Origin of the sequence: Collimonas antrihumi, assembly GCF_018304965.1 — a bacterium.
Classification (GTDB): domain Bacteria; phylum Pseudomonadota; class Gammaproteobacteria; order Burkholderiales; family Burkholderiaceae_D; genus Collimonas; species Collimonas antrihumi.
Window position 1 is genome coordinate 38,650 of sequence record NZ_JAGQED010000021.1, and the last position, 26,001, is coordinate 64,650.

The 26,001-nt window shown below is 56.9% G+C and carries 25 protein-coding genes; 11 read left to right on the forward strand and 14 right to left on the reverse strand.

All coding sequences use genetic code 11. The features are described from left to right. Positions 1 to 7: 7 nt before the first annotated feature. The 5 genes from KHU29_RS16320 to KHU29_RS16340 form a co-directional block, all read right to left on the reverse strand. Complete coding sequence (locus KHU29_RS16320) at positions 8 to 1,204, reverse strand: acetyl-CoA C-acetyltransferase (RefSeq protein WP_092438703.1); 1,197 nt, start codon at positions 1,202 to 1,204, stop codon at positions 8 to 10. Positions 1,205 to 1,351: 147 nt separating this feature from the next. Next, complete coding sequence (aceK, locus tag KHU29_RS16325) at positions 1,352 to 3,124, reverse strand: bifunctional isocitrate dehydrogenase kinase/phosphatase (protein WP_211453907.1); 1,773 nt, start codon at positions 3,122 to 3,124, stop codon at positions 1,352 to 1,354. Next, entirely contained in the window at positions 3,124 to 4,065 is a 942-nt protein-coding gene (locus KHU29_RS16330) for a pyridoxal-phosphate dependent enzyme (RefSeq protein WP_211453823.1), read from the reverse strand. Before KHU29_RS16330 ends, aceK begins: the two co-directional genes overlap by 1 nt. 57 nt (positions 4,066 to 4,122) lie before the next feature. Beyond that, entirely contained in the window at positions 4,123 to 5,307 is a 1,185-nt protein-coding gene (locus KHU29_RS16335) for an isovaleryl-CoA dehydrogenase (RefSeq protein WP_211453824.1), read from the reverse strand. 125 nt (positions 5,308 to 5,432) lie between these two features. Beyond that, entirely contained in the window at positions 5,433 to 5,837 is a 405-nt protein-coding gene (locus KHU29_RS16340) for a MerR family transcriptional regulator (protein ID WP_211453909.1), read from the reverse strand. A 140-nt stretch (positions 5,838 to 5,977) separates the two neighbouring features. On the opposite strand from KHU29_RS16340, the gene KHU29_RS16345 reads away from it, so the two are divergent. Further along, complete coding sequence (locus tag KHU29_RS16345; protein ID WP_211453826.1) at positions 5,978 to 7,051, forward strand: MBL fold metallo-hydrolase; 1,074 nt, start codon at positions 5,978 to 5,980, stop codon at positions 7,049 to 7,051. A 24-nt stretch (positions 7,052 to 7,075) separates the two neighbouring features. Here KHU29_RS16345 and KHU29_RS16350 read toward each other — a convergent pair whose 3' ends face one another. The 5 genes from KHU29_RS16350 to argS form a co-directional block, all read right to left on the reverse strand. Continuing rightward, positions 7,076 to 7,696 (reverse strand): LysE family translocator, encoded by a 621-nt coding sequence (locus KHU29_RS16350; protein ID WP_211453828.1) that lies wholly within the window; start codon positions 7,694 to 7,696, stop codon positions 7,076 to 7,078. A gap of 9 nt (positions 7,697 to 7,705) precedes the next feature. Further along, positions 7,706 to 8,491, reverse strand: a complete 786-nt coding sequence (locus tag KHU29_RS16355; RefSeq protein WP_211453830.1) for an SDR family oxidoreductase — start codon at positions 8,489 to 8,491, stop codon at positions 7,706 to 7,708. A 118-nt stretch (positions 8,492 to 8,609) separates the two neighbouring features. Next, positions 8,610 to 9,335, reverse strand: a complete 726-nt coding sequence (locus tag KHU29_RS16360) for a thiol:disulfide interchange protein DsbA/DsbL (protein ID WP_211453831.1) — start codon at positions 9,333 to 9,335, stop codon at positions 8,610 to 8,612. A 216-nt stretch (positions 9,336 to 9,551) separates the two neighbouring features. Further along, positions 9,552 to 10,265, reverse strand: a complete 714-nt coding sequence (locus KHU29_RS16365; RefSeq protein ID WP_211453832.1) for an SPOR domain-containing protein — start codon at positions 10,263 to 10,265, stop codon at positions 9,552 to 9,554. 82 nt (positions 10,266 to 10,347) lie between these two features. After that, positions 10,348 to 12,099: an arginine--tRNA ligase gene (argS, locus tag KHU29_RS16370; RefSeq protein ID WP_211453833.1), complete on the reverse strand. Its 1,752-nt coding sequence runs from the start codon at positions 12,097 to 12,099 to the stop codon at positions 10,348 to 10,350. 291 nt (positions 12,100 to 12,390) lie between these two features. Here argS and KHU29_RS16375 point away from each other — a divergent pair, with 291 nt between their 5' ends. Next, positions 12,391 to 12,987, forward strand: coding sequence for a nitroreductase family protein (locus KHU29_RS16375; protein ID WP_211453834.1), 597 nt, complete (start codon positions 12,391 to 12,393; stop codon positions 12,985 to 12,987). 121 nt (positions 12,988 to 13,108) lie between these two features. Here the strand turns inward: KHU29_RS16375 and KHU29_RS16380 are convergent, their stop codons facing one another. Continuing rightward, on the reverse strand, positions 13,109 to 14,008 hold the full coding sequence (locus KHU29_RS16380) for a DMT family transporter (RefSeq protein WP_211453835.1): 900 nt from the start codon (positions 14,006 to 14,008) through the stop codon (positions 13,109 to 13,111). Between the two features lie 259 nt (positions 14,009 to 14,267). Here KHU29_RS16380 and KHU29_RS16385 point away from each other — a divergent pair, with 259 nt between their 5' ends. From KHU29_RS16385 to KHU29_RS16400, 4 genes are all read left to right on the forward strand, one after another. Further along, positions 14,268 to 15,371, forward strand: coding sequence for an MGDG synthase family glycosyltransferase (locus KHU29_RS16385; protein WP_211453836.1), 1,104 nt, complete (start codon positions 14,268 to 14,270; stop codon positions 15,369 to 15,371). Continuing rightward, positions 15,368 to 15,874 (forward strand): hypothetical protein, encoded by a 507-nt coding sequence (locus KHU29_RS16390; protein ID WP_211453838.1) that lies wholly within the window; start codon positions 15,368 to 15,370, stop codon positions 15,872 to 15,874. The genes KHU29_RS16385 and KHU29_RS16390 overlap by 4 nt, the downstream gene beginning before the upstream one ends. A gap of 258 nt (positions 15,875 to 16,132) precedes the next feature. Continuing rightward, positions 16,133 to 16,834, forward strand: a complete 702-nt coding sequence (locus KHU29_RS16395; RefSeq protein WP_246542144.1) for a GntR family transcriptional regulator — start codon at positions 16,133 to 16,135, stop codon at positions 16,832 to 16,834. A 151-nt stretch (positions 16,835 to 16,985) separates the two neighbouring features. Next, on the forward strand, positions 16,986 to 17,525 hold the full coding sequence (locus KHU29_RS16400) for a DUF6622 family protein (RefSeq protein ID WP_211453842.1): 540 nt from the start codon (positions 16,986 to 16,988) through the stop codon (positions 17,523 to 17,525). Between the two features lie 76 nt (positions 17,526 to 17,601). Here KHU29_RS16400 and KHU29_RS16405 read toward each other — a convergent pair whose 3' ends face one another. Both KHU29_RS16405 and KHU29_RS16410 read right to left on the reverse strand, forming a co-directional pair. Further along, positions 17,602 to 17,802 (reverse strand): YbdD/YjiX family protein, encoded by a 201-nt coding sequence (locus KHU29_RS16405; protein WP_041742732.1) that lies wholly within the window; start codon positions 17,800 to 17,802, stop codon positions 17,602 to 17,604. Between the two features lie 10 nt (positions 17,803 to 17,812). Beyond that, complete coding sequence (locus tag KHU29_RS16410) at positions 17,813 to 19,885, reverse strand: carbon starvation CstA family protein (RefSeq protein WP_211453844.1); 2,073 nt, start codon at positions 19,883 to 19,885, stop codon at positions 17,813 to 17,815. Positions 19,886 to 20,401: 516 nt separating this feature from the next. On the opposite strand from KHU29_RS16410, the gene KHU29_RS16415 reads away from it, so the two are divergent. The 4 genes from KHU29_RS16415 (at position 20,402) to KHU29_RS16430 (ending at position 23,252) form a co-directional block, all read left to right on the forward strand. Continuing rightward, positions 20,402 to 20,671: a hypothetical protein gene (locus tag KHU29_RS16415; protein ID WP_211453846.1), complete on the forward strand. Its 270-nt coding sequence runs from the start codon at positions 20,402 to 20,404 to the stop codon at positions 20,669 to 20,671. A 1-nt stretch (position 20,672) separates the two neighbouring features. Continuing rightward, entirely contained in the window at positions 20,673 to 21,080 is a 408-nt protein-coding gene (locus KHU29_RS16420; protein WP_211453847.1) for a hypothetical protein, read from the forward strand. Between the two features lie 173 nt (positions 21,081 to 21,253). Continuing rightward, positions 21,254 to 22,624, forward strand: coding sequence for a cache domain-containing protein (locus tag KHU29_RS16425; RefSeq protein ID WP_211453849.1), 1,371 nt, complete (start codon positions 21,254 to 21,256; stop codon positions 22,622 to 22,624). After that, a complete protein-coding gene (locus tag KHU29_RS16430; protein WP_211453851.1) occupies positions 22,617 to 23,252 on the forward strand; it encodes a response regulator in 636 nt (211 codons plus the stop codon). The genes KHU29_RS16425 and KHU29_RS16430 overlap by 8 nt, the downstream gene beginning before the upstream one ends. Positions 23,253 to 23,275: 23 nt before the next feature. Here KHU29_RS16430 and KHU29_RS16435 read toward each other — a convergent pair whose 3' ends face one another. Next, positions 23,276 to 23,755, reverse strand: a complete 480-nt coding sequence (locus KHU29_RS16435; protein ID WP_211453853.1) for an SRPBCC family protein — start codon at positions 23,753 to 23,755, stop codon at positions 23,276 to 23,278. A 158-nt stretch (positions 23,756 to 23,913) separates the two neighbouring features. On the opposite strand from KHU29_RS16435, the gene KHU29_RS16440 reads away from it, so the two are divergent. Further along, positions 23,914 to 25,977, forward strand: coding sequence for a UvrD-helicase domain-containing protein (locus KHU29_RS16440; protein WP_211453855.1), 2,064 nt, complete (start codon positions 23,914 to 23,916; stop codon positions 25,975 to 25,977). Positions 25,978 to 26,001: the final 24 nt, after the last annotated feature.

Consider the following 26,001-nt stretch of genomic DNA (forward strand, 5'->3'; position numbering starts at 1 on the left):
CACCCCGTCAAACCAGTTCGACTGCGATGGCAGTACCTTCACCGCCGCCGATGCACAGCGATGCCACGCCACGCTTGCCGCCCTTTGCCTTCAACGCGCCGAGCAGGGTAACGATAATGCGCGCGCCGGAAGCGCCGATCGGATGGCCGAGAGCACAAGCGCCGCCGTGGACATTGATCTTGTCGTGCGGAATATCGTGTTCTTTCATCGCTGCCATCGGCACCACGGCAAAAGCCTCGTTGATTTCGTACAGATCGACGTCGCTGTTCTTCCAGCCGACTTTCTTGTACAGCTTTTCAATCGCGCCTACCGGTGCGGTAGTGAACCATTCCGGTTCTTGCGAATGGCTGGCATGGCCGAGAATGCGGGCAATCGGCGTGCAGCCGAGTTTCTTGGCAGTCGATTCGCGCATCAGCACCAGCGCCGCAGCACCGTCGTTGATGGAGGACGACGAAGCCGCCGTGATGGTGCCGTCTTTCTTGAACGCTGCGCGCAGCGACGGGATCTTGTCGATCTTGGCCTTTTGCGGACCTTCGTCCTTGTCGATCACCACTTCACCGGCGCGGCTGGTGACGGTCACCGGCGCGATTTCCCACTTGAAAGAACCGTCGGCAGTAGCGGCTTGCGCACGCTGTACCGATGCAATCGCAAACGCATCCTGGTCGGCACGGCTGAAATGGTATTTGGCAGCGCATTCCTCACCGAAAGTACCCATCGAACGGCCGCCGCCGCTTTCGCCCTTGGAGTACGCATCTTCCAGGCCGTCCAGCATCATATGGTCGAAAATCGTGGCGTGGCCGATACGATAGCCGCTGCGTCCCTTCGGAATCAGGTATGGGGCGTTGGTCATCGACTCCATGCCGCCGGCGACCACCACTTCATTGGTCCCTGCCAGCAAGGCATCGAAAGCGAACATGGTGGCTTGCATCGCCGAACCGCACACCTTGGAGATGGTGGCCGCATTGGTAGAAACCGGCAAACCGGCTTTGATTGTTGCCTGCCGTGCCGGCGCCTGGCCTTGGCCGGCTTGCAATACATTGCCAAACAACACGCCGTCGACCTGCTCCGGCTTCAGCCCGGCGCGCTCAACTGCAGCCTTGATCGCTACGGCGCCCAGGTCACTGGCGGTCAATGCTGAAAAATCACCCTGAAACGCACCCATTGGAGTACGTGCTGCACCGACGATAACGATTGGGTCATTCATGTTACTTCTCCAGATTACGACAACTTTGTAAACCGCTTCAGGAATCACCGGCTTTGTCCTGCGATTCGCCAGAACGGCTTTGCTGCCTGGTTGGTCAAAAATAAAATGGTTCGGATGGTTCGATTTCTTGCGTCTGTTACCGGTCAATCAACTTTGTACGTAGGTAAAACGGCATTCTTGCGGATACGGGAACACATCGTCGAAATGCCCCTCAAGAATGTGCTGCTTGTGTTGTTGCCAATATTGCTGGGTCAATAGATCCGCGTGATGTTTGATAAAGTATTTCTTGACGTTTTGATTACCGAGAAGAAATACACCGAATTGTTCCGGAAAGACATCGTTCTTGGCGATGGAATACCAGGGCTCGGCAGACATTTCGTCTTCCTCGTTACGCGGCTGCGGGATAGTCCTGAAATTGCAGTCGGTAATGTATTCAATCTCATCATAGTCGTAAAACACGACACGATTGTGACGCGTCACGCCAAAATTTTTGTACAACATGTCACCAGGAAAGATATTCGCCGCGACCAGTTCCTTGATAGCGTTACCGTATTCGGTGATGCCATGCTCCAGCGCAGCCTGGTCGTTGTTTTTCTCGGCGTTGTTCAGATAGATATTCAGCGGCACCATGCGCCGTTCGATATACAGATGCTTGATGACGATTTCGTCGCCATCTTCTTCGACCACCGACGGTGCTACCCGCTTCAATTCTGCTAACAGCTCGTCGGAGAAACGCGCGCGCGGAAAAGCCACGCTGGAATATTCCAGCGTATCGGCCATGCGGCCAACCCGATCATGATGCTTGACCAGCAGGTATTTTTCCTTGACCAGCGCATTGGTGGTTTCCTTCGGCGCCGGAAAATAATCCTTGATCACCTTGAACACGTACGGAAACGACGGCAAGGCGAATACCACCATCACCAGGCCGCGAATCCCCGGGGCGATTTCAAAATGATCCGACGAATGCCGCAGGTGGCGCAGGAAATCCCGATAAAACAATGCTTTACCGAGTTTTTGCAAACCCAGGATGGTGTAGATTTCACTACGTGGCTTGTTTGGCAACAGGCTGCGCAGAAATTGTACGTAGGCTGACGGCACTTCCATGTCGACCATGAAATAGGCGCGCGTGAAAGAGAACAGGACCGTCAATATCTTGGTGTCGAACAGCACCGCATCCAGCACCAGCTTGCCATCCCGGTCATGCAGGATAGGCACCACAAACGGATACTCGCGCGGGCCGTTGATCATCTTGCCGACCACGTAAGCGCCCTTGTTACGGTAGAACAGGTTCGACAGCACCTGGATCTGGTGATTCGGCTCCAACGCCGTCTCGCCGAAAGCTTTCGCTATGCGCTCTTCAGCCATTGCGACATCGCGGTCCAGGTCTGCGAACGGCCGCTGCAGCTGGAAGTTGGTAATCAAGCGCTTGAGCGTGTAATGCAAGCCATCCTTGGCCGGGTAGTACACCCGGTAGGTAGGCAAGGCCTCATCGGTGTCGATATATTCAGTCGACACTGCCGGCCGCACGAAAATGAAATCGTTATGGAAATAGGCGCGATGCAGGATGTTGCAACAGACCGAGTTGAAGAAGGTCTCGGCCAGCTCCGGCTGCTTGTGGTCGGTCAGCAGGCCAATGTAATGCAGCTTCACCTCACGCCAGACCTCGTCGGTCAGATCGTTTTGATCGTATTCGTCTTCCAGCGCCTGCACGCATTCATGCACGCGCGCGTCGTAGAAACCGATCCGCTCGCGCGCGGCGAGTTGCGCGGTTTTCCAGTCGGCGGCTTCGAAATGCTGCTTGGCCAGCAGGCTGGCTTCGCGGAACAAACGGTAATGCTTGTCGAAACCGTCCAATATCATGCGCGCAGTATCGAAAGCGATCTGCGACGACAGTAATTTTGGAAAGTTTGGCGACGTAATCACAGCGAGAACCGTTCCTTCCAGCCAGCCAGCATCGCCAGGCTGACGCCGATGCCACCGCACACCACAATCAATGGCCGTTGATACGGTGCCAGCACCGGCAGTTTTTCGTAGGCCACAGCCAGTGCCGCGCCGCATGCCGGTTCCACCAGCGTGCGCATCTGATCGGCAAATGCCAGCGCGGCGGCGACCGCCTGGGCATCGCTGACCGTTACGCTGTGCACTTCATGCCGCTTGGTCCAGGCAAAACACGCATCGGCCACGCGCTTGGCGCCAAGAGTGCCAGCAATCGAGGTAATCGCCGGCAATGTCATCAGTTCACCGGCGCGCACTGCGGCGTTCAGTGAAGCGGCGCCATCAGTTTCTACTGCGATCAACGGGATATGCGCCAAGCCGTTACGATGCAAACCGCTCAACACGCCGCTCATCAAACCGCCACCGCCGACCGAGCAGATGACGACATCGAAATCGACCCCGAGCTCGCGCGCCTGCAGTACCGCTTCGTCGATCATGGTGGCGTTGCCGTCCCAGATATCGGGGTGATCGAAGGGCGGGATATAAACGGCTCCGGGCTGTTCGCACAGCTTCAGCGCCAGCTGGTTGGCTTCATCCCACACACCGCCATGAACGATCACCTCGGCGCCGATATCCCGGATACGCTGGCAAACTTCTGCAGCGGTGGTTGCCGGTACTACGATAGTCGTCTTGACGCCCAGCGCCGCGCCGGCAAACGCCGCTGCAAAGCCCGCATTGCCGCCTGAAGGGCAAACCAGATGGCTGGCGCCGCCGGCCACCGCGCGCTGGCACAGCAAGCCGATCCCGCGCAGCTTGAATGAGCCGGCCGGCTGCGTGTTTTCCATCTTCAGCAAAACTTGCTTGTCGAGCGCGACGGAAAGTTGCGGGTGTCGCAGTAATGCAGTCTGAATATGCAGTGAAGTCATGTGCTTGACGCTGTTGCCTTTATATCAAAAATGCAATTAAATTAATTATTTAACTAACTAACAAGTTTCCGCAAACAGTTCACGGCCGATCAGCATGCGGCGGATTTCGCTGGTGCCGGCGCCGATTTCATACAGTTTGGCGTCGCGCCACAGGCGTCCCACCGGATACTCATTAATGTAACCGTTGCCGCCCAGCGCCTGGATCGCTTCGCCCGCCATCCAGGTAGCTTTTTCGGCCGAATACAGGATTGCTCCGGCTGCATCCTTGCGCAAGGCGCGGGCTGCGGCGGGCGTCTTGGCGCGGTCGCATGCCTGGCCGACGGCGTATACATATGCCTTGCAAGCCATCATGGTCGAATACATATCGGCCAGTTTGCCCTGCATCAGCTGGAATTCGCCTATGGACTGGCCAAACTGCTTGCGGTCATGCACGTAAGGGACGACTACATCCATACACGCCTGCATGATGCCAAGCGGGCCGCCGGAAAGGACGGTGCGCTCATAATCCAGGCCGGACATCAGCACATTGACGCCTTTGCCCAGTCCGCCCAGCACGTTTTCAGCAGGCACTTCGCAATCCTGGAATACCAGCTCGCCGGTGTGCGAACCGCGCATGCCGAGCTTGTCCAGTTTTTGCGCCACGCTGAAGCCTTTGAAGCTTTTTTCGATGAGGAAGGCGGTCATGCCGCGCGCGCCGGCTTCCAGATCGGTCTTGGCGTAGACCACCAGCACGTCCGCATCGGGACCGTTGGTGATCCACATCTTGGTGCCGTTGAGCACCCAGCGATCGCCCTTCAGTTCGGCCCGCAATTTCATGCTGACCACGTCGGAACCTGCATTCGGCTCGGACATCGCCAAGGCGCCGACGTGGTCGCCGGAGATCAGCTTCGGCAGGTATTTGGCTTTTTGCTCGGCGCTGCCGTTACGCTTGATCTGGTTGACGCACAGGTTCGAGTGGGCACCGTAAGACAGGCCGACCGAAGCCGAAGCGCGTGAGATTTCTTCCAAGGCGATGATGTGCGCCAGGTAACCCATGCCGCTGCCGCCGTACTCTTCTTCAGCGGTGATGCCGAGCAAGCCGAGATCGCCCATTTTTTTCCATAAATCCATCGGAAACTGGTCGTTACGGTCGATTTCCGCGGCGCGCGGAGCGATTTCCACGGCGGCGAATTCCTGGATTGCACTACGTAATGCGTCGATATCTTCGCCGTGATCGAACGTTAAACCGGGTAAGTGGATCATGTTGTCTCCTTTAATATATTTGTAGGGTGGGCAGGTATTTCTGCCCACGCGTTATTTAAGGCCAATATAGGTGGGTTTGAATTCCGCGTGGGCACAGGTGCCCACCCTACGCTTGGTTAGTAAAGTCATGGTGCGACGTGATCGCTCAGCTCGCCACTGCTCAGCAGGCGGCGGCACTCATCCTCGTGCGCGGTAATTTCTGCCAGTGTCACTTCTATATCTTCGCGTTGCTGTTCCAGATGTTCGCGGTGACGCGCCAGCACCCTCAGAAACAGTTCCAGCTGAGGCGTCGAATCCTTGGGCGAGTCGTACATATCGACCAGGCTCTTGATTTCCGACAACGTCAGCCCGAGCCGTTTGCCGCGCAAGGTCAGCTTCAGGCGAGTGCGCTCGCGGGCGGCATACACCCGGTTGCGGCCGCCGGCACCGTCCCGCTTCGGGCTCAGCAAACCCTGATCCTCATAGAAACGGATCGCCCTGGGGGTAATGTCAAATTCGCGGGCAAGTTCAGTGATGGTGTAAGTCGGCATGGTCTCAGGGTGGCAGAACAAGAATTGCTGGTTTAGGTACAATGGCAGTTAACGTTAACGTAAAGCACATTGTAGGCGCGCTTACGGAAAATGAAAACACCGAAAAACTACTAGCATTGCAAAAAAGAAAGAATCCCCCCATGAACGCACTCGAAGCCCAGCTCAGCTATGCATTCGGCGACACCTTGCCGGCCAGCGGCGCCACCCTCGAAGTCGCGCCCGGCGTGCACTGGCTGCGGATGGGTTTGCCGTTTGCGTTGGATCACATCAATTTATGGTTGCTGGAAGACAGTGTGGAAACCGAGGAAGGTATCCGCCACGGCTGGACCATCGTCGATTGCGGCATTGCCAACGATGCCACGCGCACCGCCTGGGATGCCATTTTTGCAAGTGAGTTGCGCGGCTTGCCGGTATTGCGGGTGCTGGTCACCCATTGCCATCCGGATCACGTCGGCCTGGCAGACTGGCTGTGCAGCCGCTGGCAAGCACCGTTGTGGATGAGCGGCGGCGAATATCTTTCTGCGCGCATCATGTCGGCGGCGCTGCCCGGTGCTGACGGCAGCGCATCCTTGCCGCATTTTCAGCAGCATGGCATGCACGATCCTGAGGTCATCGCCAAGGTATCTCAGCGCAAATCCTACTATCCGAACATGGTGCCCGCGGTACCGCAGGCCTATCATCGGCTAGCGGACCAGCAGCAGCTGCGCATCGGCCAACACCAATGGCGCGTAATTACCGGCTTCGGCCACGCACCGGAACATGTGGCGCTGTATTGCGCTGACCTGGATCTGCTGATTTCGGGCGATATGGTGTTGCCGCGGATTTCCACCAATGTCTCGGTGTTTGCGATCGAGCCGGAATCGAATCCGGTCCAGCAATATATGGATTCACTGGAAAAATACCGCGCTCTGCCGACCACTACGCTGGTCCTGCCATCGCACGGCAAGCCGTTCCGCGGTTTGCAGATCCGTATCGACCAGTTGCAGCAACACCATCGGGAGCGGCTGGCGGAGGTAGTGGAAGCCTGCACGGCGGCGCCGCAGTCGGCCAGCGACATCGTGCCGATCATGTTCCGGCGGCCGCTGGATGCGCATCAAATGACTTTCGCGCTGGGCGAAGCGCTGGCGCATTTGCACAAGTTGTGGTTTGACGGCGTGCTGAAACGGCGGCTGGATGCGGATCAGGTTTACCGTTTCAGCGCAGAAGCCAGGTAGGGTGGGCACGCCTTTGTGCCCACCCTACGGTATCGCCGCCACAATCATCGCTACCGCCAGCATCAGGCTACCGGCGACGCGGTCGGTAATCCGCGCAAAACTCGGCCGGGTAGCGATGGTTTGCATTTTTCCAGCGAGGGCAGCGTAGCCGATCAGGATGAAGAATTCCGGAATGATCGAACCGGCCGCCAGCCAGATCATTTGCATCGGGATATTCGCGGACGGGTTGAGGAATTGCGGCAAGATGGCGATGAAGAAAATCAGCGCCTTGGGATTGGCCAGTTGCAGCGTCAGGCCGCTGAACCAGATTTTCCAGCCGGAGGCGTTGCGGTTATCCAGCTTGGAAGCGGTGATCGGCGAAGGCCGGCCGAATATTGCCGACAAGCCGAGATACGCCAGATACGCCACGCCCAGCCATTTCACTACGCTGAACAAGGTATGCGAAGCGACGATCAAGGCGCCCAAGCCAGTCGCCGAAATGGTGAAATAGATCGCATTGGCGGTAAGTATCCCCAAGATGGCGAAAATCGCTTTCTTCCAGCCGACCGTGATGCCGTAGGCAACCACCAGCATGACCGCCGGCCCCGGTGACGCCGATAGCGCGAATTCCGTCAGTACGAATAAGAAAAAATTATGGAAATCCATGTGCTCTGATTAGTTGATGGTTTTACGTGCCTTGCGCGGCGCTTTAGAAAACACCATGTCGTACAGCCAGTTCGGCAACAAACGTAGCAACTTGGCGACAACGCCCATCTGCCACGGAATCACCCGATAGCTGCTGCCACGCGCGACAGCAGCGCCGGTCTTGGCGGCGAACTGCCGCGCCGGCATCAGGAACGGCATTTTGTAGTGATTGACCTGGGTCATCGGCGTGTCGATATAACCCGGGACGATGGTAACCACCTTGATGCCGCTGGCGCGTAACTCCACCCTGAGCGACTCGCAGTAACCGATCACCGCAGCCTTCGATCCGCTGTAGGCGCCGGCGCCCGGCAAGCCACGAATGCCGGCCACGCTGCCAACGCCGACCAGCCGCAAATCGGTTTGCCCGGCCCGTGCCTGGCGTTTCATGGTGGCGATAAATGGCGTAAAGGTCGCGACCGTAGCCAGCACATTGGTGGCAAACACTTGCTCAAACACTTGCTGGTCTTCGGCATATTCAGTCAAGGTACCTTGTGAAATCCCGGCGCTGGCGATCACCACATCGACACCATCGCCGGCGGCGATGAAATCTTCGGCGGCGGCAGTCAAGGCAGCATGATCGTTGACATCCAGCGCATACAGGCGATGCCGTTCCGGATGCGGCAAACCCGCCAGCAATTGCTCCAGCACCGCCTGGCGCCTGGCTACCAGCCCCAGTGTTGCGCCCTGCTCTGCATAATATTGCGCCAGTGCGGCCCCGATGCCGCTGGAAGCACCAGTGATGAATACACGTTTCATGGGAGTGCCTTTTACGTCGATAAAAAAGCCCGCCCTCTTGCGAGAGGCGGACTTTTCAAGATCTGCTGCCGACTGACCGTGACGGTCAGTTTGATTTGCAGCTGGCTTTTCAGCTTACTTATTTCTTGGTTGCGGCGGCCTTGGTCACCAGGCTGTCCATCACTTGCAAGGTGGACTTGAACAGTTCCTGCTCGGTTTTGCCGGCGCCAGGAGTAACGCTGACTATCGATGGCGAGGTTACGTAACGACCGTCAATCACCAGCGTTGGCACGCCGTCGATCTTGTAGGCATTTTGCAACTGGGCGGCGCGGGTGACCTTGGTTTGCACTGCGAACGAATTGTACACATCCAGGAACTTGGCTTTGTCGAGACCTTGCTTCACCGCGAAATCGGTGACAGAGCTGTCTGTATCCAGGCGCTGGCGCTGTACGTGGATCGCGTTAAAAACCTTCGCGTGCAATTCAGGCAGCTTACCCATGGCTTCCAGCGCGTAGTACAGCTTTTTCTGTGGAACGTACGGTGACTTTGGTTGCTGCTGGTTCGGGTTTGCAGGGTCGATAGCGAAATCGACCGGCACACGCTTGAAAGAAATCTTGTCGCCTTGCTTTGCTACCCATGCTTCCAGCGTCGGTTCGAGCGCATTGCAATGTGGGCAGAAATACCCGAAAAATTCTGTTACTTCGACTTTTTTCCCGATACCGGAATCGGTAGGTTGCGGGTTATCGAGAACTTTGTATTCGGCGCCGGCAACCGGGTTGGTCGGCGATGCACTTGCGCTGACGGCAAGCAGGCCGAAACTCAGACTAAGACCAGCGACAGCCAAGGCTTTTTGAAAAAAACGCATGAAATATCCTTTTTTATTAAATTGCGAAGCAAGTTATGTGCGGAACAGAGTGCGAAAATCACCGGACTTAGCATTGTGCATTGTGCCGAATCACACTATTCCCAACCGATTAGATTAAACAAAACGCATAAATTACAAACAAAAACATTCATTTACTTATAACTGAAGCCTCTTCGAAGTTTCTTCGAGGTTTCTTCGAAGTTTCTTCGAAGTTTCTTATTTCGCAGCACGTACCACCGCTGCATTAACGCCGTTATCTGACAACTTTCCGCGTATCCGGTTCATTGTTTCCAACTGATTAAATGGCCCGATCCGTACCCGATACAAAGAACCGGTATCGGCCTGGCGTTCGCTGATCTTGGCTTCGAAACCCATCAGAGCCAGTCTGGCCTTGGCGCTTTCGGCTTCGGTCTGCTCGCGGAAGGCGCCGACCTGCAGGAAATAAATCCAGTTGTCGTCGGCTGCGGCAGCTTTGGTTTTGGCTTCGGCGATGTCGCCGGCCGCTTTCTTGGTCTTGTCGGCAGTGGATTTATCAACGATAGAGGGCGACTTGCTTTCCTGTGCCTTGGCAACCAGGGCATCCAGCTTTTTCTCTGCGGCAGCGCTTGGCGGCGGCGTGCCGTCCGCACTCGGTGTCGGAGTGGTAGCCGGGGGAGTAAACGCCTTGGCTGCTTCCTTCGCCGCATCCTTGTTACCGTAGAGCGACTTATTCGGATCCGGCAGATCGTTCGATGGCGCTGTCGATGTCGACGCAGCCGGCGCGGTAGCGACCTCTGGTGTTTTATCGGTCTTGGTAGTCTTGTTGGTAAACGGCGTCGGCGTCTTGGTGATCATGATCGCCACTACGACGGCAATCGCCAATCCGATAATCAGGCCGAAAATCAGGCCCAGTAAGGTACCGCCAGCTTGCTTGTTGTTAAGTTTGCTCATACTTTCCCAATGACATCCTGATTGCAGATTTACAGACCGTCTCCGGCAGCGGCTGCCAGAGATCGCCGATTGCAGATTTACATTACATGCGGGCTGGCGCCGATACGCCGATCAGCGCCAAGCCGTTGCGCAACACCTGGCGGGTTGCGTACATCAAGGCAAGGCGCGCCATCTTGAGCGCTTCATCGTCAACCAGAACCCGCTCAGCATTGTAGTAGCTATGCAGCTCACCCGCCAAATCGCGCAGATAAAACGCGACCTGATGCGGCCCCAGCTCTTCCAGCGCATGCTGCAGCATATCCGGATATTCCGCCAGCTTGGCCAGCAGGCTGGCCTCGCGCGGCGCGGTCAGCGGGCTCAGGTCGACTGTGCCAAGGCTGGCTTCGTCACCGGTCCATTGCGCCAGCACCGAACAGATACGGGCATGGGCATATTGCACGTAGTAGACCGGATTTTCGTCGGATTTGGCCAACGCCAGATCGACATCGAACACGAATTCAGTATCGGCCTTACGTGAGATCAGGAAGAACCGCACGGCGTCGCGGCCGCGGGTCAGGTCGCGCGGCGCGTCCTTGTCCTGCGCACCATCGGCAGCGCCATCTTCGCCAGACGACCATTCGATCAAGTCTCGCACCGTGACATACGAACCGGCGCGCTTGGAAATCTTCACTTCCTCGCCGTTCTTCATCACGGTCACCATCTTGTGCAGCACGTAGTCGGGATAGCCTTGCGGAATTCCCATGTTGACGGCTTGCAGTCCGGCGCGCACCCGCGCAATCGTGCCATGGTGATCGCTGCCCTGGACATTGATGACCTTGCCGAAGCCGCGCTGCCATTTGACGATGTGGTAGGCAACGTCGGGCACGAAATAGGTGTAGGTGCCGTCGGACTTCTTCATGACGCGGTCTTTGTCGTCGCCGTAGTCGGTGGTGCGCAGCCACAATGCGCCATCCTGCTCATAGGTGACGCCGGCTGCGATCAGGGCCTCGACGGCGGCATTGACCTTGCCGTCTTTGTACAGCGACGATTCCAGGTAATAGTTATCGAACTTGACGCCGAAGGCCAGCAAATCCAGATCCTGCTCGCGGCGCAGGTAAGCGACGGCGAACTTGCGGATCGACTCGATATCGTTAATGTCGCCGCTGGCGGTGACCGGTTCGCCATCGCTGGCGGCAACCGTTTTCCTGGCCAGGAAATCCTGTGCAATATCAGCAATGTAATCGCCGTTGTAGGCGCTTTCCGGCCATGCGGCATCACCCGGCTTGAAGCCGTTGGCGCGTGCCTGCACAGAAGTCGTCAGGGTAGCGATCTGAACGCCGGCGTCATTGTAGTAAAACTCGCGGGTGACATCGAAACCTTGCACCTCGAACAGTGCGGACATGGCATCGCCGAGCGCGCCCTGACGGCCGTGGCCCACATGCAAAGGCCCGGTCGGATTGGCGGAAACAAACTCCACCAACACTTTCTTGCCGGCGCCAAGCTTGCTCTTGCCGTAGTCGGCGCCCTCTTGCAGAACGGTCTTGACCACTTGCTGCTTGGCCGCCGCTGTCAAACGCAGATTGATGAAGCCGGGGCCGGCGATTTCAGCGGTTTCGATCAGATCGCGGTGTTCGGTGCTGGCCAGCACCGCCGCCACCAAAGCTTGCGCCAGTTCACGCGGGTTCTTTTTCAGCGGCTTGGCCAGTTGCATGGCGATATTACAGGCGACGTCGCCATGCGACGGGTCACGCGGACGCTCCAGCGTCACCGTCGGCTGCAATTCGCTGCCGGCAATAATGGGCTGCAAGGCAGCGTTGAAAAGGTCGATGATCTGTTGTTTCTGTGGTGCGAGCATAGGATAGGTGGTCAATAGTACGGGGACCGTACTGGATTTATGCGAAAAGTCTATGGGACTGCCCCATTTACTTGATTATTCTCGATTATACCGGCTTGGCGGGGCAATCTTCACCCTGCTTGCCCGTGTGGATGACGACATCCCGTAAATCCGGCCACGCGCTGCAAGCATCAAAAACTGCTGCTAAGATGCTGCGTCTCGGTCGTGGCGTTTCTGACATGTTTCTGAAACATTTTTGAAACGTCATCGGCCGCCTCGTTTTGCCTTGCTTATTTATCTACAGGAACCTTGATGACCCAGTCCACACCCCGTGTAGCCGACCACCCTGCCCATCCGCAATTCCTCAGCCGCTGGTCGCCACGCGCCTATGCCAATGACGAGATTTCCGAACAAGAATTGCTGACCATTCTGGAAGCGGCACGCTGGGCGCCGTCGTCCTATAACTCGCAACCTTGGCGTTTCGTGTTCGCACGCCGCGGCACACCGCACTGGAACAAACTGCTGCCTTTGCTCAACGATTTCAATCGCAGCTGGGCGGAAAATGCCGCGGCATTAGTGATCATCTTGTCGAAAACCACCTTTGCGCCACCGGGCAGCAGCGAAGAGTCGCCGATGCCAACCCACTCTTTCGACGCCGGTTCAGCCTGGGGTTACCTGGCGCTGCAAGCCAGTTTGTCTGGTTGGCATGCGCACGGCATGGCCGGTTTCGACAAGGAAAAAACGCGCAAGGAACTGGACATCCCGGCCAATTTCGCGATTGAAGCTGCGGTAGCCATCGGCAAGATCGGCGATAAAGCTATGTTGCCGGAAGGTTTGCGCGCCAAGGAAGAGCCAAGCCCACGCAAGCCGTTGCAAGAGTTGGTTTCTGAAGGGATTTTCAAGGCCTGACAATTGTAGTCGGGTAGGGTGGGCAAGTTTTTTTGCCCACGTGTTCTCGGATAGGCGTGTTGGTGAATTTGAGGTCACGCGTGGGCATACGTGCCCACCCTACAAAACTGATATGCAGCAATTAGCCGCGTTGCCAATTCACTAGCACAATCCCGCTCAACACCAGCAACGCGCCGAATACAAACGGCAACCCGATCGGATCCCCCAGCAGCAACACGCCGAAACTGACGCCGAACAACGGCGTCAGGAAAGAAAACACCGTCAGCCGCGAAGCAAGATAGCGGCGCAACATCCAGAACCAGGCCAGGAAACTGCCGAAAGCGACGATCAGCGACTGGAACACCAGGCTCACCCACATGATGCCGGTCAACGGCGCCACTTCTGTCTGCCCCGAAACCAGGGCCACCAGCGGCAGCGACAATGCGGCTATCACCAACTGGTACCACAATGTCATGCTGGGAGAGGCGTTGGTGAGGACGCTGCGCTTGATCATGATCGTGGTGGCGGCCCAGAACACGGCGGCCAGCACGCCCAACGCATCGCCGATCAGCATCCGGCTGAAACCGGCGCCGGCTTCAAAGCCACCGGCGAACGCCACGGTAATCCCGGCAAATGCGGCAATCACACCTAGCCATTGGGTGACGCCGAAACGCTCGCCCGGCACCAGCCAGTGCAAACCCAGCACGGTGAAAATCGGCGCGGTGTAAACGAACACCGACATGTGCGAAGCGGTGGTGTAGTTCAAACCGATGGAGACGCACAGGAATTCGCCGGCAAACAGCAAGCCGGTTGCCAGACCCGGCCAGAAGGTGCCATCGGTCAGCGAAAATTTACTGCCGCGCCACCACATCAGGCCGCTCACCAGCACCGCCGCAACCGCTGAGCGCAAGCCGTTTTGCAGGATCGGCGAGATGCTGGGCGCCGCCACTTTGATTGCAACTTGTTGCAGCCCCCAGCACAGGCACAGCATCAACATCAGGCTCATGGCCAAACCGTCCAGCGGTTTGCGAGTAGCGGGCATCACGTTCTTTCTGAAACAGGGATTGTTTGTCATAAATGTCATTTTACTCAGCGCCGATTTATCCCTATCATCAGCGTGATCGGGCAGGAGTGCCCGGTAAAAATCCGAATGCAGATTGCAAGGAGTATGCTTGAAAGTAGTCACTTTTGCATTACCGGCAGCAAACCGATGATGGCCGGAGCATATTATTCATAAGTCAGTCAAAGCCCCGCGCCCTCGTAAACTATTACTGTTAAGCGTCTCTGCCGGTGCCGGCCATATGCGCGCCGCCGAAGCGCTCAAGGCCTATGCCGCCGCCGAATTCCCCGACACCGAAGCGATCCATCTGGACGCGATGGATTACGTGCCGGCCGGATTCCGTGCGGTGTATACCGATTTTTATCTGCATCTGGTGAATCGCCATCCTGCGTTGTGGGGTTATGTTTACCAAAAAAGCGACAAAGCCCTGACCAACTCGCCAACGCAAAAATTGCGGCGCGCGATTGAACGCATCAGCACGCGCCCCTTGCGTGCCGCGATCCAGGCGGCAGCGCCGGACGCCATCATCTGCACCCACTTCCTGCCGGCCGAATTGCTGGCGCGCGAAATCGGCAGCCAGCGTGTGGTGTGCCCGGTCTGGGTACAAGTTACGGATTTCGATTTGCACAGCATGTGGCTGCAACCGCTGATGCGCGGTTACTTTGCCGCCACCGAAGAAATCGCCTATCGCATGCGGGCGCGCGGCCTGGCGGCCGACGCGGTACACGTGACCGGTATCCCGATCATGCCGGGATTCGGGCAACCGCTGGATCGCCGGCGGTGCGCGCAGCAATTCGGCCTGGATCCCGACCGCAAGATTATCCTGATGATGTCGGGCGGCGCCGGTATCGGCGATCTCGATAAGACCGTGCAACGGCTGCTGGAGCTGGGCGACGATTTTCAGCTGGTGGCGTTGGCGGGTAAAAACGCCGCGCTACTGGGCAACCTGCAGCAATTGGCGGCTGCCCATCCGCGCCGCCTGTTTCCTTTCGGCTTTACCCACCATGTGGAACAATTGATGGCGTGTGCCGATCTCGCGATTACCAAACCAGGCGGCCTGACTACCTCAGAATGCCTGGCGATGGGGGTACCGATGATCATCCACTCGCCAATCCCGGGCCAGGAAGAACGTAACGCCGACTATCTGCTGGAACAGGGCGCAGCGCTGAAAGCGATCGACCTGACCGCACTGGCGTTCCGGGTCCAGCAACTACTGCAACAGCCGGAACAACTTCAACGCTTGCGGCAGCACAGCCTGACGTTGGGCCGCCCGCATGCCGGCCGCGCAGTGCTGCAAACTGTCTTCAGCAAACTCGATTCTCAATTTCATACGGTATCGACATGACCGCAACTACACCTTTTCGCCGCTTGCTCGGCATGCTGTTCTGGGCAGTGCTGACTGCCTTTTTTTTCGCCAATGTCGAAATCCAGATCGAGGGCGCCGCCGGCTGGGCCGCCAATTTGCCGACCTGGCGTATCGAACATCACTGGCTGCTCGACATCTTCTGGGGCGGCCGCGCCATGACCGGCTATCACGCCTGGATTTTTCCTTTCATTGCGTTGATGTTCCACTATCCGATCTGGTTCAACGGCAGTTGGGACTGGCGCGGCGAAGCCCGGATCATGGCGTCCATCATGGTGTTCTGGATCAGTGAGGACTGGCTATGGTTTGTACTCAACCCGGCATATGGACTGGGACGTTTCAATCCGGCCGATGTCCCGTGGCATAAGCATTGGCTTGGCGGTGTGCCGGTCGACTACTGGATTTATTCGGGAGTGGCGATCCTGTTGTTGTGGCTGGCCGAGCGCAAGCCGCGTCCGGCACGCATCGCGCTGAATCAGAATTGAATCAATTTGTGAATCTCTGGTTCTGTATAGAAGTAGAGATTCACATATGTATTGTAAAAACAGCTGGAACTTGGTAAATTGCGGACCCGTTCCAAGTTTGAAATGTTGTTAATGCCGATCAAAAAAAGCGCAAAAAAAACGCCTCTCTCTCAAAAAAATGCGTCTCTCTCTGAAAAAAACGCGTCTCTCTCGAAAAAAAATACGTCTCTCCTGAAAAAAAACGCGTCTCTCCCGCCAGAAAACGGGTCTGATCCACGCTTGCCGCGCTACCTGCAAGTCCGTGACGATCTGCTCCAAAGGATCGCTTTGCGTAGCTGGGCCGCTGATGAAGCGCTGCCGTCCGAGGACAAACTGGCCGCCGAATATGAAATTGCAGTCGGCACCATGCGCAAGGTGCTGGACGCGCTGGTCACCGATGGCGTCGTCGATCGCGTGCGCGGACGCGGGACATTCGTCGCGCGCGCTGCCGAACGCTCATCGATGCTGCGTTTCGTGCGGCAACACGGCAAAGCTGAAAACCAGCTGCCGACCGCGCAGATTCGTTCGATGACGACCGCGATACCGCCCGTTGCGGTGGCGGATAAACTCAAGCTCAAGCCGCGCGACAAAGCGCTATATCTGCATCGCACCCGTTCTTTCGATGATGAAATCGTGCTGTCGGAACATATCTGGCTGCCGCTTGCGCGCTTCAGGAAGTTGCAGAAATATCTAAAAAGCAATTCTCCGGCATCCCTGTATCCCGTCTATGAGAGCGAATGCGATGTGCTGGTCTCGCGTGCCATCGACGACTTGACAGCGAAACCGCTGAACCGGGCCAATGCTTCCGTGTTCAAACTGAAAACCAAGACCGTGGCGATCTGTGTCGAACGGCTGATGCTGGATCACGCCGGTGAACCGGTTGAATGGCGCACATCTTTTGTGCCGGCAGAGCGTTTCCAGTATTCGGCAGAAATCCGCTAGGGTTCTGGCAACCGGGGGCAGCGCGCCAAGGTGGTGCGCCATCCTCTCCAACTGTCGATTCACGACGTATTCCTGCATTTCGTCGCTTTCCGCTTTTCCCGCCTCTGCGGCGACCAGATAATCGCCGCAGATCAATCAACCGGAGAACGACATGCTTGTACAAATCATTTCACACACACCGCTTTGGGTCTGGGCGCTACTGGCGTTCCTGATCTATCGCGGCATCCTGGCCAGCGTCGATCGCGAACTGACGCTGAAAAAACTGTCGATTATTCCATTGGTAATGCTGGCGCTGTCCTGGCAGGGCGTGTCCACTGTGTTCGGCGTCACGCCGCCGCCTATGCTGTGCTGGCTGCTGGCGGCAACTGTCGCTGCGAGCTTGAACTGGCGCCTGTTCAGGAAGGATCGCGTCATTGCCTATCCGGAGCGTGGCGTGGTGTTCCAGCGCGGTAGCTGGCTGCCATTGATACTGATGATGGGAATTTTCCTGACCAAATATACGGTTGGCGTGACGCTGGCGATACATCCTGCACTGGCACACGATGGCGCATTTACAGCTGTTGTCTGCACACTTTATGGCGTCTTTAACGGCATGTTCATCGGTCGCCTGCTGCGCGTTGTCAGCCTGTATCACAGTGCGCAACAAGCACAACCGGCGCCAGGCGCTTATAACGGTCAACTGAAAGGCTGAACGCTGGACGAAAAAAATGCCGGCCGGCGAACCGGTCGGCACAAACATCTCCACAGGACGCTTAATTTTTAAGCAGCTAGCAACAGCGGCCAACCCGGCCATTGCCGCCATAGCGCGCTTCCTGGCGTTCCTTGAAAAACTCTTCGTAGCTCATCATCGGTTCACCAGGATGGGTGTTTTCCATATGCGTCACGTAAGTGCCGTACTCAGGCAAACCCACCATCAGCCGCATGGTTTGCCCGAGGTAGCGCCCGGCTTTCGATAGTTCTTCCAGCATGGCCAACCTTTCAGACTGACGGTAGAGCGCTCGTCGGCAGTGATTCAAACGGGGTTTCGCTGGTGCTCGGGCGATGGCTGGCGCGCGCAGCCAGTACGGTCTTGATGCCGAAGCCGAGAATGCTCACCAGCACCAGGATGAAGAAGGCAGCCAGGCCCGCATCCAGGTAATCATTGAAGATTACCTGCTGCATTTGCGCGATCGATTTCGCCGGCGCCAGCAATTTTCCTTCTGCCAGCGCAGCCTGATATTTGGCGGCGTGGGTCAGGAAGCCGACGCGTGGATTGGCGTCGAAGATTTTTTGCCAGCCGGCGGTCAAGGTGCAAATCAGAATCCAGACGGTCGGCACGATGGTGACCCAGGCAAAACGGTCGCGCTTCATCTTGAACAATACGCAAGTCGCCAGAATCAAAGCGATCCCCGCCAGCATCTGGTTGGAGATGCCGAACAAAGGCCATAAGGTATTGATGCCGCCAAGCGGATCGACCACGCCTTGATACAGGAAATAGCCCCAGCCGGCGACGCACAAGGCGGTCGCAATCAAGCTGGCCGGCAACGAATCGATCTTGCGCATGGATGGCACGAAAGTACCGAGCAGATCCTGCAGCATGAAGCGGCCGGCGCGAGTGCCGGCATCGACTGCGGTCAGGATGAACAGCGCTTCGAACAGAATCGCAAAGTGATACCAGAACGCCATCATGACTTTGCCGCCGCCGATGCTCGACAGGATGTGCGCCATGCCGACCGCCAGCGTCGGTGCGCCGCCGGCGCGGGAAATGATGCTGTGCTCGCCCACATCCTTAGCCACCTGCGCCAGCATTTCCGGCGTGACGTGGAAACCCCATTGCGACACGGCTTGCGCTGCCGTTTCGACAGTAGTGCCGATCAATGCGGCCGGGCTGTTCATCGCAAAATACACGCCAGGCTCGATGCAGGATGCCGCGATTAACGCCATGATGGCGACAAACGATTCCATCAACATCGCGCCGTAGCCGATGAAGCGCGCATGGCGTTCGTTTTCCAGCAGTTTCGGCGTGGTGCCGGAAGCGATCAGCGCGTGGAAACCGGATACTGCGCCACAGGCGATGGTAATGAACAGGAAGGGGAACAAGCTGCCGGACCAGACCGGGCCGGAGCCGTCCATGAATTGTGTGAAGGCTGGCATTTTCAATTCCGGCGCAACGAACACGATGCCCAGCGCCAGGCCGACGATGGTGCCGATCTTGAGGAAAGTCGACAAATAATCACGCGGCGCCAGCAACAGCCAGACCGGCAGCACCGAAGCGATGAAGCCGTAGCCGATCAGCATCCAGGTCAGTTCCTTGCCGGTGAAGGTGAACATGGCGCCCAATACCGGATGCTCCTGCACATACTGGCCGCCGACAATTGCCAGCATCAACAGCACAAAGCCGATCACCGAAATCTCGCCGATACGTCCCGGCCGCAGATAACGGGTATACACACCCATGAACAAGGCGATCGGGATAGTCACCGCCACCGTGAAAGTACCCCAGGGTGATTCCGCCAATGCCTTGACCACAATCAGCGCCAGCACTGCCAGGATGATCACCATGATCATGAAGGTACCGAACAAGGCAATCACGCCCGGCGCCGTGCCCAGCTCGGACTTGATCAAATCGCCCAGAGAACGGCCGTCGCGGCGGGTGGAGATGAACAACACCATCAGATCCTGCACCGCACCGGCAAACACCACGCCGGCCAGGATCCACAACATGCCGGGCAGATAACCCATCTGCGCCGCCAGCACCGGGCCGACCAATGGTCCGGCGCCGGCAATTGCGGCGAAATGATGGCCGAACAGGACATTCTTGTTGGTCGGCACGTAATCCAGCCCGTCGTTGTACTTATAGGCAGGTGTCATGCGGGTGGCGTCGAGACCCAGTACTTTGTCGGAAATGTAGAGGCTGTAGAAACGGTAGGCGATCAGATAGACGCAGACTGCGGCAATCACGATCCAGATAGCGCTGATGGATTCGCCACGCTGCAGGCCGATATAGCCAAACGCGAATGCACCAAGCAGGGCCAGCGCAAGCCAGCCCATTTTTGAAAATAGACGATTCATTGTTCTCCTCCCAGGCGGGAATGGATGTTGAGGAATATTTTTTTATTAGATAATTGATGGGACGGGCAGATAGCCAAAGCGGCGGCCAAATGCTTGAAATAAACCCGCTGCAAAGTATTTGACATATGCAGTGAGAGAGCAAGCGAGGTACTACGCAATACATTTACGTAATATTACGTAGAGCGTACTGAAAATATCTGTTCCTACTAATAATCCGCCACCTTGAATATTTGTGGCAACGCTCGGGACCTAATAACTTGCGGGAAAAGCGCGCTTTCTTCAACCGCCGCCTGTGTTTCTTGCTGAAACCTGTAAATTGTGAAATTTAGAAGATAATGATTACTACGACAAAAATGCCTATGGTGATTACTCGTATCAACTGATGAGGTGGGAGGAATAACGTAAAAGCAGAGGCAATATCCTGCAGCGTATTGAGTATTGAAATCAGTGAGTTGAGCCCTACTTCCTATTAACCTTACGGGCATTAATGAAAAACCACATGTTAGTATTAAGCCTATGGCACTCTATTTAGCAACTCCGTTCGCAGATCCTGATCGTCTCGCCACCGCCATAAAGGCGGCATTTGGCGAATATGATCGCTATTTGCTTAAAAGTGGCGGATGGCTCATCAGATTCGATGGAACTACTCGTGAGTTGTCCAACAAAATCGGAACGACCACATCTGAACCGCCAACCACAGGTTCCGTACTCTACGTTGCCGTCGGCGGCTATTACGGTCGCGGCCCCACAGATATGTGGGAATGGATGAAGTCGCGCATGGAGTGATATGGCGACCAACAAACGAACCCCATCTGCCACCTCGCAAGATCGTCCGCCCACTGAGCCGGCTGATATTGTCACGCCCAACTTGGGAGGATCAGGGGCAGATTATTTGAGTTTCATTTGGCAGCAACTTGCCGAAATACATCGGATGAATGGCGAATTAAAAGCGCAAAACGAAGCGTTGAAAGATTTCGCAAAATCAAATCACGATTCTCTCAAAAATTCTCTGGATAACATAAAAACCAAGGTCGATGACTTGGTTAATTGGAAGCAAAAGATACTTGGCGGCGTAGTAGTTTTGGGTACAGTTTTCACGCTGCTTGGTTTTGTGATTGCAAAGGGATGGGACTACGTCTCGTTCAAAATCCCAGCGCCTGCTGTAATAGCCATTCCTTCTGCCCCCCCCAACTAACAACTCAAGCCTCTTCCCTACCGCGCCAGCCGGCGACAAGCACAAATAGAGAATTTCTTTCGACCACCTCACCTGCACGCAATGCTTATTTGCATCTTCGCATCCCAAATACCTAAACATTAATATTGGTGGATTTATTTCGGATCGTTTTCGATTCCGAGTAAAGTAGCGCCATGAAATTACGGCAAAAAATCATCTTCCTGGCCATCGTTCCCTTGATCCTGGCGCTGTGCGCGATCGCCCTGGCGGTGCGCCACCAGGCGATTTCGCTTGGCCAGCAGCAACGCGCGACGATCCAGGCGGCCTATCTGGCCAGCAAGGAAGCCGAACTCAAGCACTACGTGGCGCTGGCCACGCGTTCGATTGCACATCTGTACGAATCCGGCCGCAACGATCCGGCCACGCTGGAGGAAGCCAAGGCGATCCTGGGCAAATTGTCTTATGGCGACGACGGTTATTTCTTTATCTACGACATGCAAGGCAAGAGCCTGATGCATCCGCGCCAGCCGGAGCTGGTCGGGCAAGATCTGTGGGATATGAAAGATGCCAACGGCAGCCTGACTATCCGGCATCTGATAGAACGCGCCAAGAGCGGCGGCGGTTTTGAGCGTTATCTGTGGGAAAAGCCGTCCAGCCACCATGTCGCGCCGAAGCTTGGCTATGTGGTGGCATTGCCTAACTGGGGCTGGATGCTGGGCACCGGCATCTACCTGGACGATGTCGACGAAGCGCTGAACCAGATCGACGCCCAGGTATCCGGCAATATCCGCAACACCATGTGGTGGATTACCGCCATCGCGATCCTTAGCGCGCTGGCAGTGGGCGTGTCGGGACTGGTATTGAATATCAGCGAACATCGGGTGGCTGACGCCAAACTGAAAGTCCTGGCGCAGCGCGTGGTGCGCTCGCAGGAAGAAGAACGGGCCAGGCTGTCACGCGACCTGCACGACGGCATCAGCCAGTGGCTGGTATCGATCAAACTGCAGATCGAAGCCGCCATCGCCAAACTCGACAACGGGCCGCAGCAGATCGCCGCCGCGCGCGTCACTTTCGAACGCACTGCCGGCCAGCTCAATGATGTATTAGGTGAGGTGCGCCGTATCTCGCACGATCTGCGGCCGGCGATCCTGGATGACCTCGGCCTGGCGGCGGCACTGGACCATCTGACGCACGAGTGGCTGGAGCACGCCGGCATTCCGATCACGTTCAAGCACACCGGCAGTACCGATGGCATGCCGGCGGTCGCCAATACGGTGTTGTTTCGCATCGCTCAGGAAGCCTTGACCAATATCGCCCGCCATTCCCAGGCAACGCAAATCAATGTGCTGTTGCAAGGCGATGCGCAAGCGATTACCCTGACCGTGCAAGATAACGGCGTCGGTTTCGATGTCGATCAGATCGACGGCAATCCGAAACGCGGCATCGGCCTGCGCAATATGGTTGAGCGGCTGGAAGCGGTTGGCGGCACGCTCAAGGTCAGTTCCTCTGCGGCCGGCACCACGGTGTTGGCAACCATTCCGCCCCCACATTACTCTTATGTCTGAAACGTCTGAAACAATCACAAAAATCATGCTGGTCGACGATCACCCGCTGGTGCGCGACGGCTTGCGGGCGCGGCTTGAAGCGGTGCCGACGTTCGCTATCGTGGCCGAAGCCGGCAGTGCCGAGGAAGCATTGCAGCGCGCGGAGCAGCAACCTGTTGACGTGATCCTGATGGATATCAATCTGCGCGGCAGCATCAACGGCATCGACCTGACCGCGCGCTTTCACGTCAGCTTCCCGGAAATCGCCGTGCTGATCCTGAGCATGCATGACAAGACCGAATACCTGATGCAGTCGGTACAGGCTGGCGCGCGCGGCTATGTATTGAAAGATGCGCCTGGCAAGGACATCGTGCACGCAATAGAAACCGTGATTTCCGGCGGCATGTACTACAGCGCGGCGCTGGCGCAAAAGCTGGCGCGGCCGATGACGCCGGGGCAATTGCTGACCGTGCGCGAACGTCAGGTATTGCAGCACATCGCCAACGGTGAATCGAACAAGCAGATTGCGCGTGAGCTGGATTTAAGCGTGCGCACTGTCGAAGCCCACAGGCTGAATATCAAACGCAAGCTGGATATCGAGGGCCAGGCGGAATTGATCAAGTTTGCGGTGGAGAATAATTTCCGCTGAAAGGGTTGATCAGGCTGGCGTAGTTACCCTAACCGCCCCTCTGCAGCCAGTTCACGGATCACCCGGATGGTGTCGATATCGGCTTCTTCATAAGCCGAGCGCCGGAACTCGTCATAAAATTCCTGCTCGGCTTGCGCCGCCGGCTGCCGCTCGACTGCCTCGTCTTCATATTCAAAGCGTACGAAGAGCATATCCGGTCCGGGCTCTTCAATCGTCATGATCAGGCTGGAGCCGCCGATATCTTGCTGTTTCGGCACCTGGTAGCGCACCTGCAGCTGTGGCAGGTAACTGACCACATCCTTGACGGTCACTTTGCCGTACCGCAATTCGCGCGTCACCGACTGCACCGATTTGTCCGACAGGCTGCAATCGTCCAGATGCTCAACAAACAACTTCGGCTGCTCAGCCCGCATCACTAGCCCGCGCCATAGCTGTTCGCGGGTCAAAGAATCGATTAGCGGGTTGAGGGGATCGTTGATTTCGATCAAGTGGCTGAATTTCATGGCATGTCCGGCAAGATAGTTGATAACGGATTGTCCCATATTCAGCACTTAAGCTGGTGCAACTCACTGGTGCAACTCGCCAGCAACCGTACCCGCCTCTCGCGCACTGTTAAAATACAGCGCTTTGCTCCTTCAGGTCAGTCGCTGCGCTGTAATTTATGTCGTCTACTCCCAATTTCGGTCTCAACACTCCCCAACGGGAAGCCGTCAAGTACCTGGACGGCCCCTGCCTGGTGCTGGCCGGCGCGGGCTCGGGCAAGACGCGCGTGATTACGCAGAAAATCCAGCATCTGATCGAGGATTGCGGCTATGACCCCAAACATATCGCGGCGCTCACCTTTACCAACAAGGCGGCCACCGAAATGCAGGAGCGTATCGCCAAGCTCCTGAAAGATCCGAAACAAGCCAAGCACATCACCGTCAGCACCTTCCATTCGCTGGGGGTCAAGATCCTGCGCCAGGAAGCGCGCGAACTGGGCTTGAAAGATCGTTTTTCGATCATGGATAGCGACGACTGTTTTTCGATTGTGCAAGACCTGGCGATTACCACTGATAAACAACTGATCCGCCGCATCCAGACCGCCATGTCGCTCTGGAAGAACGGCCTGGTCGATCCCGAACAGGCCATCAAGCAAGCCGTTACCGAAGACGAAGCGCAGGCAGCGCGGATTTACCGCAGCTATGTGGCGACGCTGGCGGCTTATCAGGCGGTCGATTTCGACGATCTGATCCGCTTGCCGGTGGAACTGTTCCGCAGCAATGAGGCGGTGCGCGATAAATGGCAACGCCGGTTGCGCTATCTGCTGGTCGATGAATATCAGGATACCAACACTTGCCAGTATGAACTGGTCAAGCTGCTGGTGACCGGACTCGGCAAGAAGCCGATGTTCACCGCGGTGGGCGACGACGATCAGGCGATTTACGCATGGCGCGGTGCCACCATCGAAAACCTGAAAACCCTGCAAGTCGATTTCCCCGACCTGAAAGTGATCAAGCTGGAACAGAATTACCGCTCTTCCACGCGCATCCTGCAAGCCGCTAACGCGGTGATCGGCAACAATCCCAAGCTGTTCGACAAAAAACTGTGGTCGGAACACGGACTGGGCGATCCGATCAAGGTGATGGGCATGGAGGATGACGAAAAGGAAGCAGAGCAGGTGGCGATCATGCTGTCGGCCCATCGCTTCGAGCGGCGCGCCAAGTTTTCCGACTACGCCATCCTGTATCGCGGCAACCATCAGGCGCGGACTTTTGAAAAAGCCCTGCGACGGGAACGCATCCCGTACACGATGTCGGGCGGCCAGAGCTTTTTCGACCGCGCCGAAATCAAGGACATCATCAGTTACCTGCGCCTGATCGCCAACGAAGACGACGATCCGGCCTTTATCCGCGCCATCACCACGCCCAAGCGCGGCGTCGGCCAGGCTACGCTGGAAGTGTTGGGTACCGTGGCCGGGCAATGGCAGTGTTCGCTGTTCGAAGCGGTTTTCAAGGGCGGCATTGAAGCCAAGCTGACCGATCGCCAGCTCTATCCGCTGCGTGAATTCTGCCATTTCATCAACCAGCTGGAAGCCCGCGCCAGCCGTGTCGGCCCGGCCGGCAGCGGTGAAAATGCCGCCGCCGTGCTGGACGACATGATGAAGGAAATCAATTACGAGCATTATCTGTATGACAGCTTCGACGACCGCGCGGCGCAAGGCAAGTGGCAAAACGTGCTGGACTTCACCAACTGGCTGAAGGAAAAAGGCACCGGCGGCAAGGATGGCGCCGGTGAAGAGCGCAATCTGCTGGAGCTGACCCAGATGGTGGCGCTGATGTCGATGCTGGAGGGGCGCGATGAGGAACCGGATGCGGTGCGCATGTCGACCTTGCATGCTTCCAAGGGACTGGAATATCCGCATGTGTTCCTGATCGGGGTCGAGGAAGGTATCTTGCCGCATAAGGGCGATCCGGATGCACCGCCGGAAACCATCGCCGCCCGGATCGAAGAAGAACGACGCCTGATGTATGTCGGCATCACGCGCGCCCAGCGCAGCTTGCATGTCAGCTGGTGCAAGAAGCGCAAGCGCGCCGGCGAATCGGTCGTTTGTGAAATATCACGCTTCGTCAAGGAAATGCGGCTCGACGAGGGTGACGCCATGCCAACCGAGGCAGAGCAGATCACCCCGCAAAATCGCCTGGCCAATTTGAAGGCTTTGTTGCAGAAGCCGAGAGCCGCGTGAGATGATAAGCACTACAGCAAAACC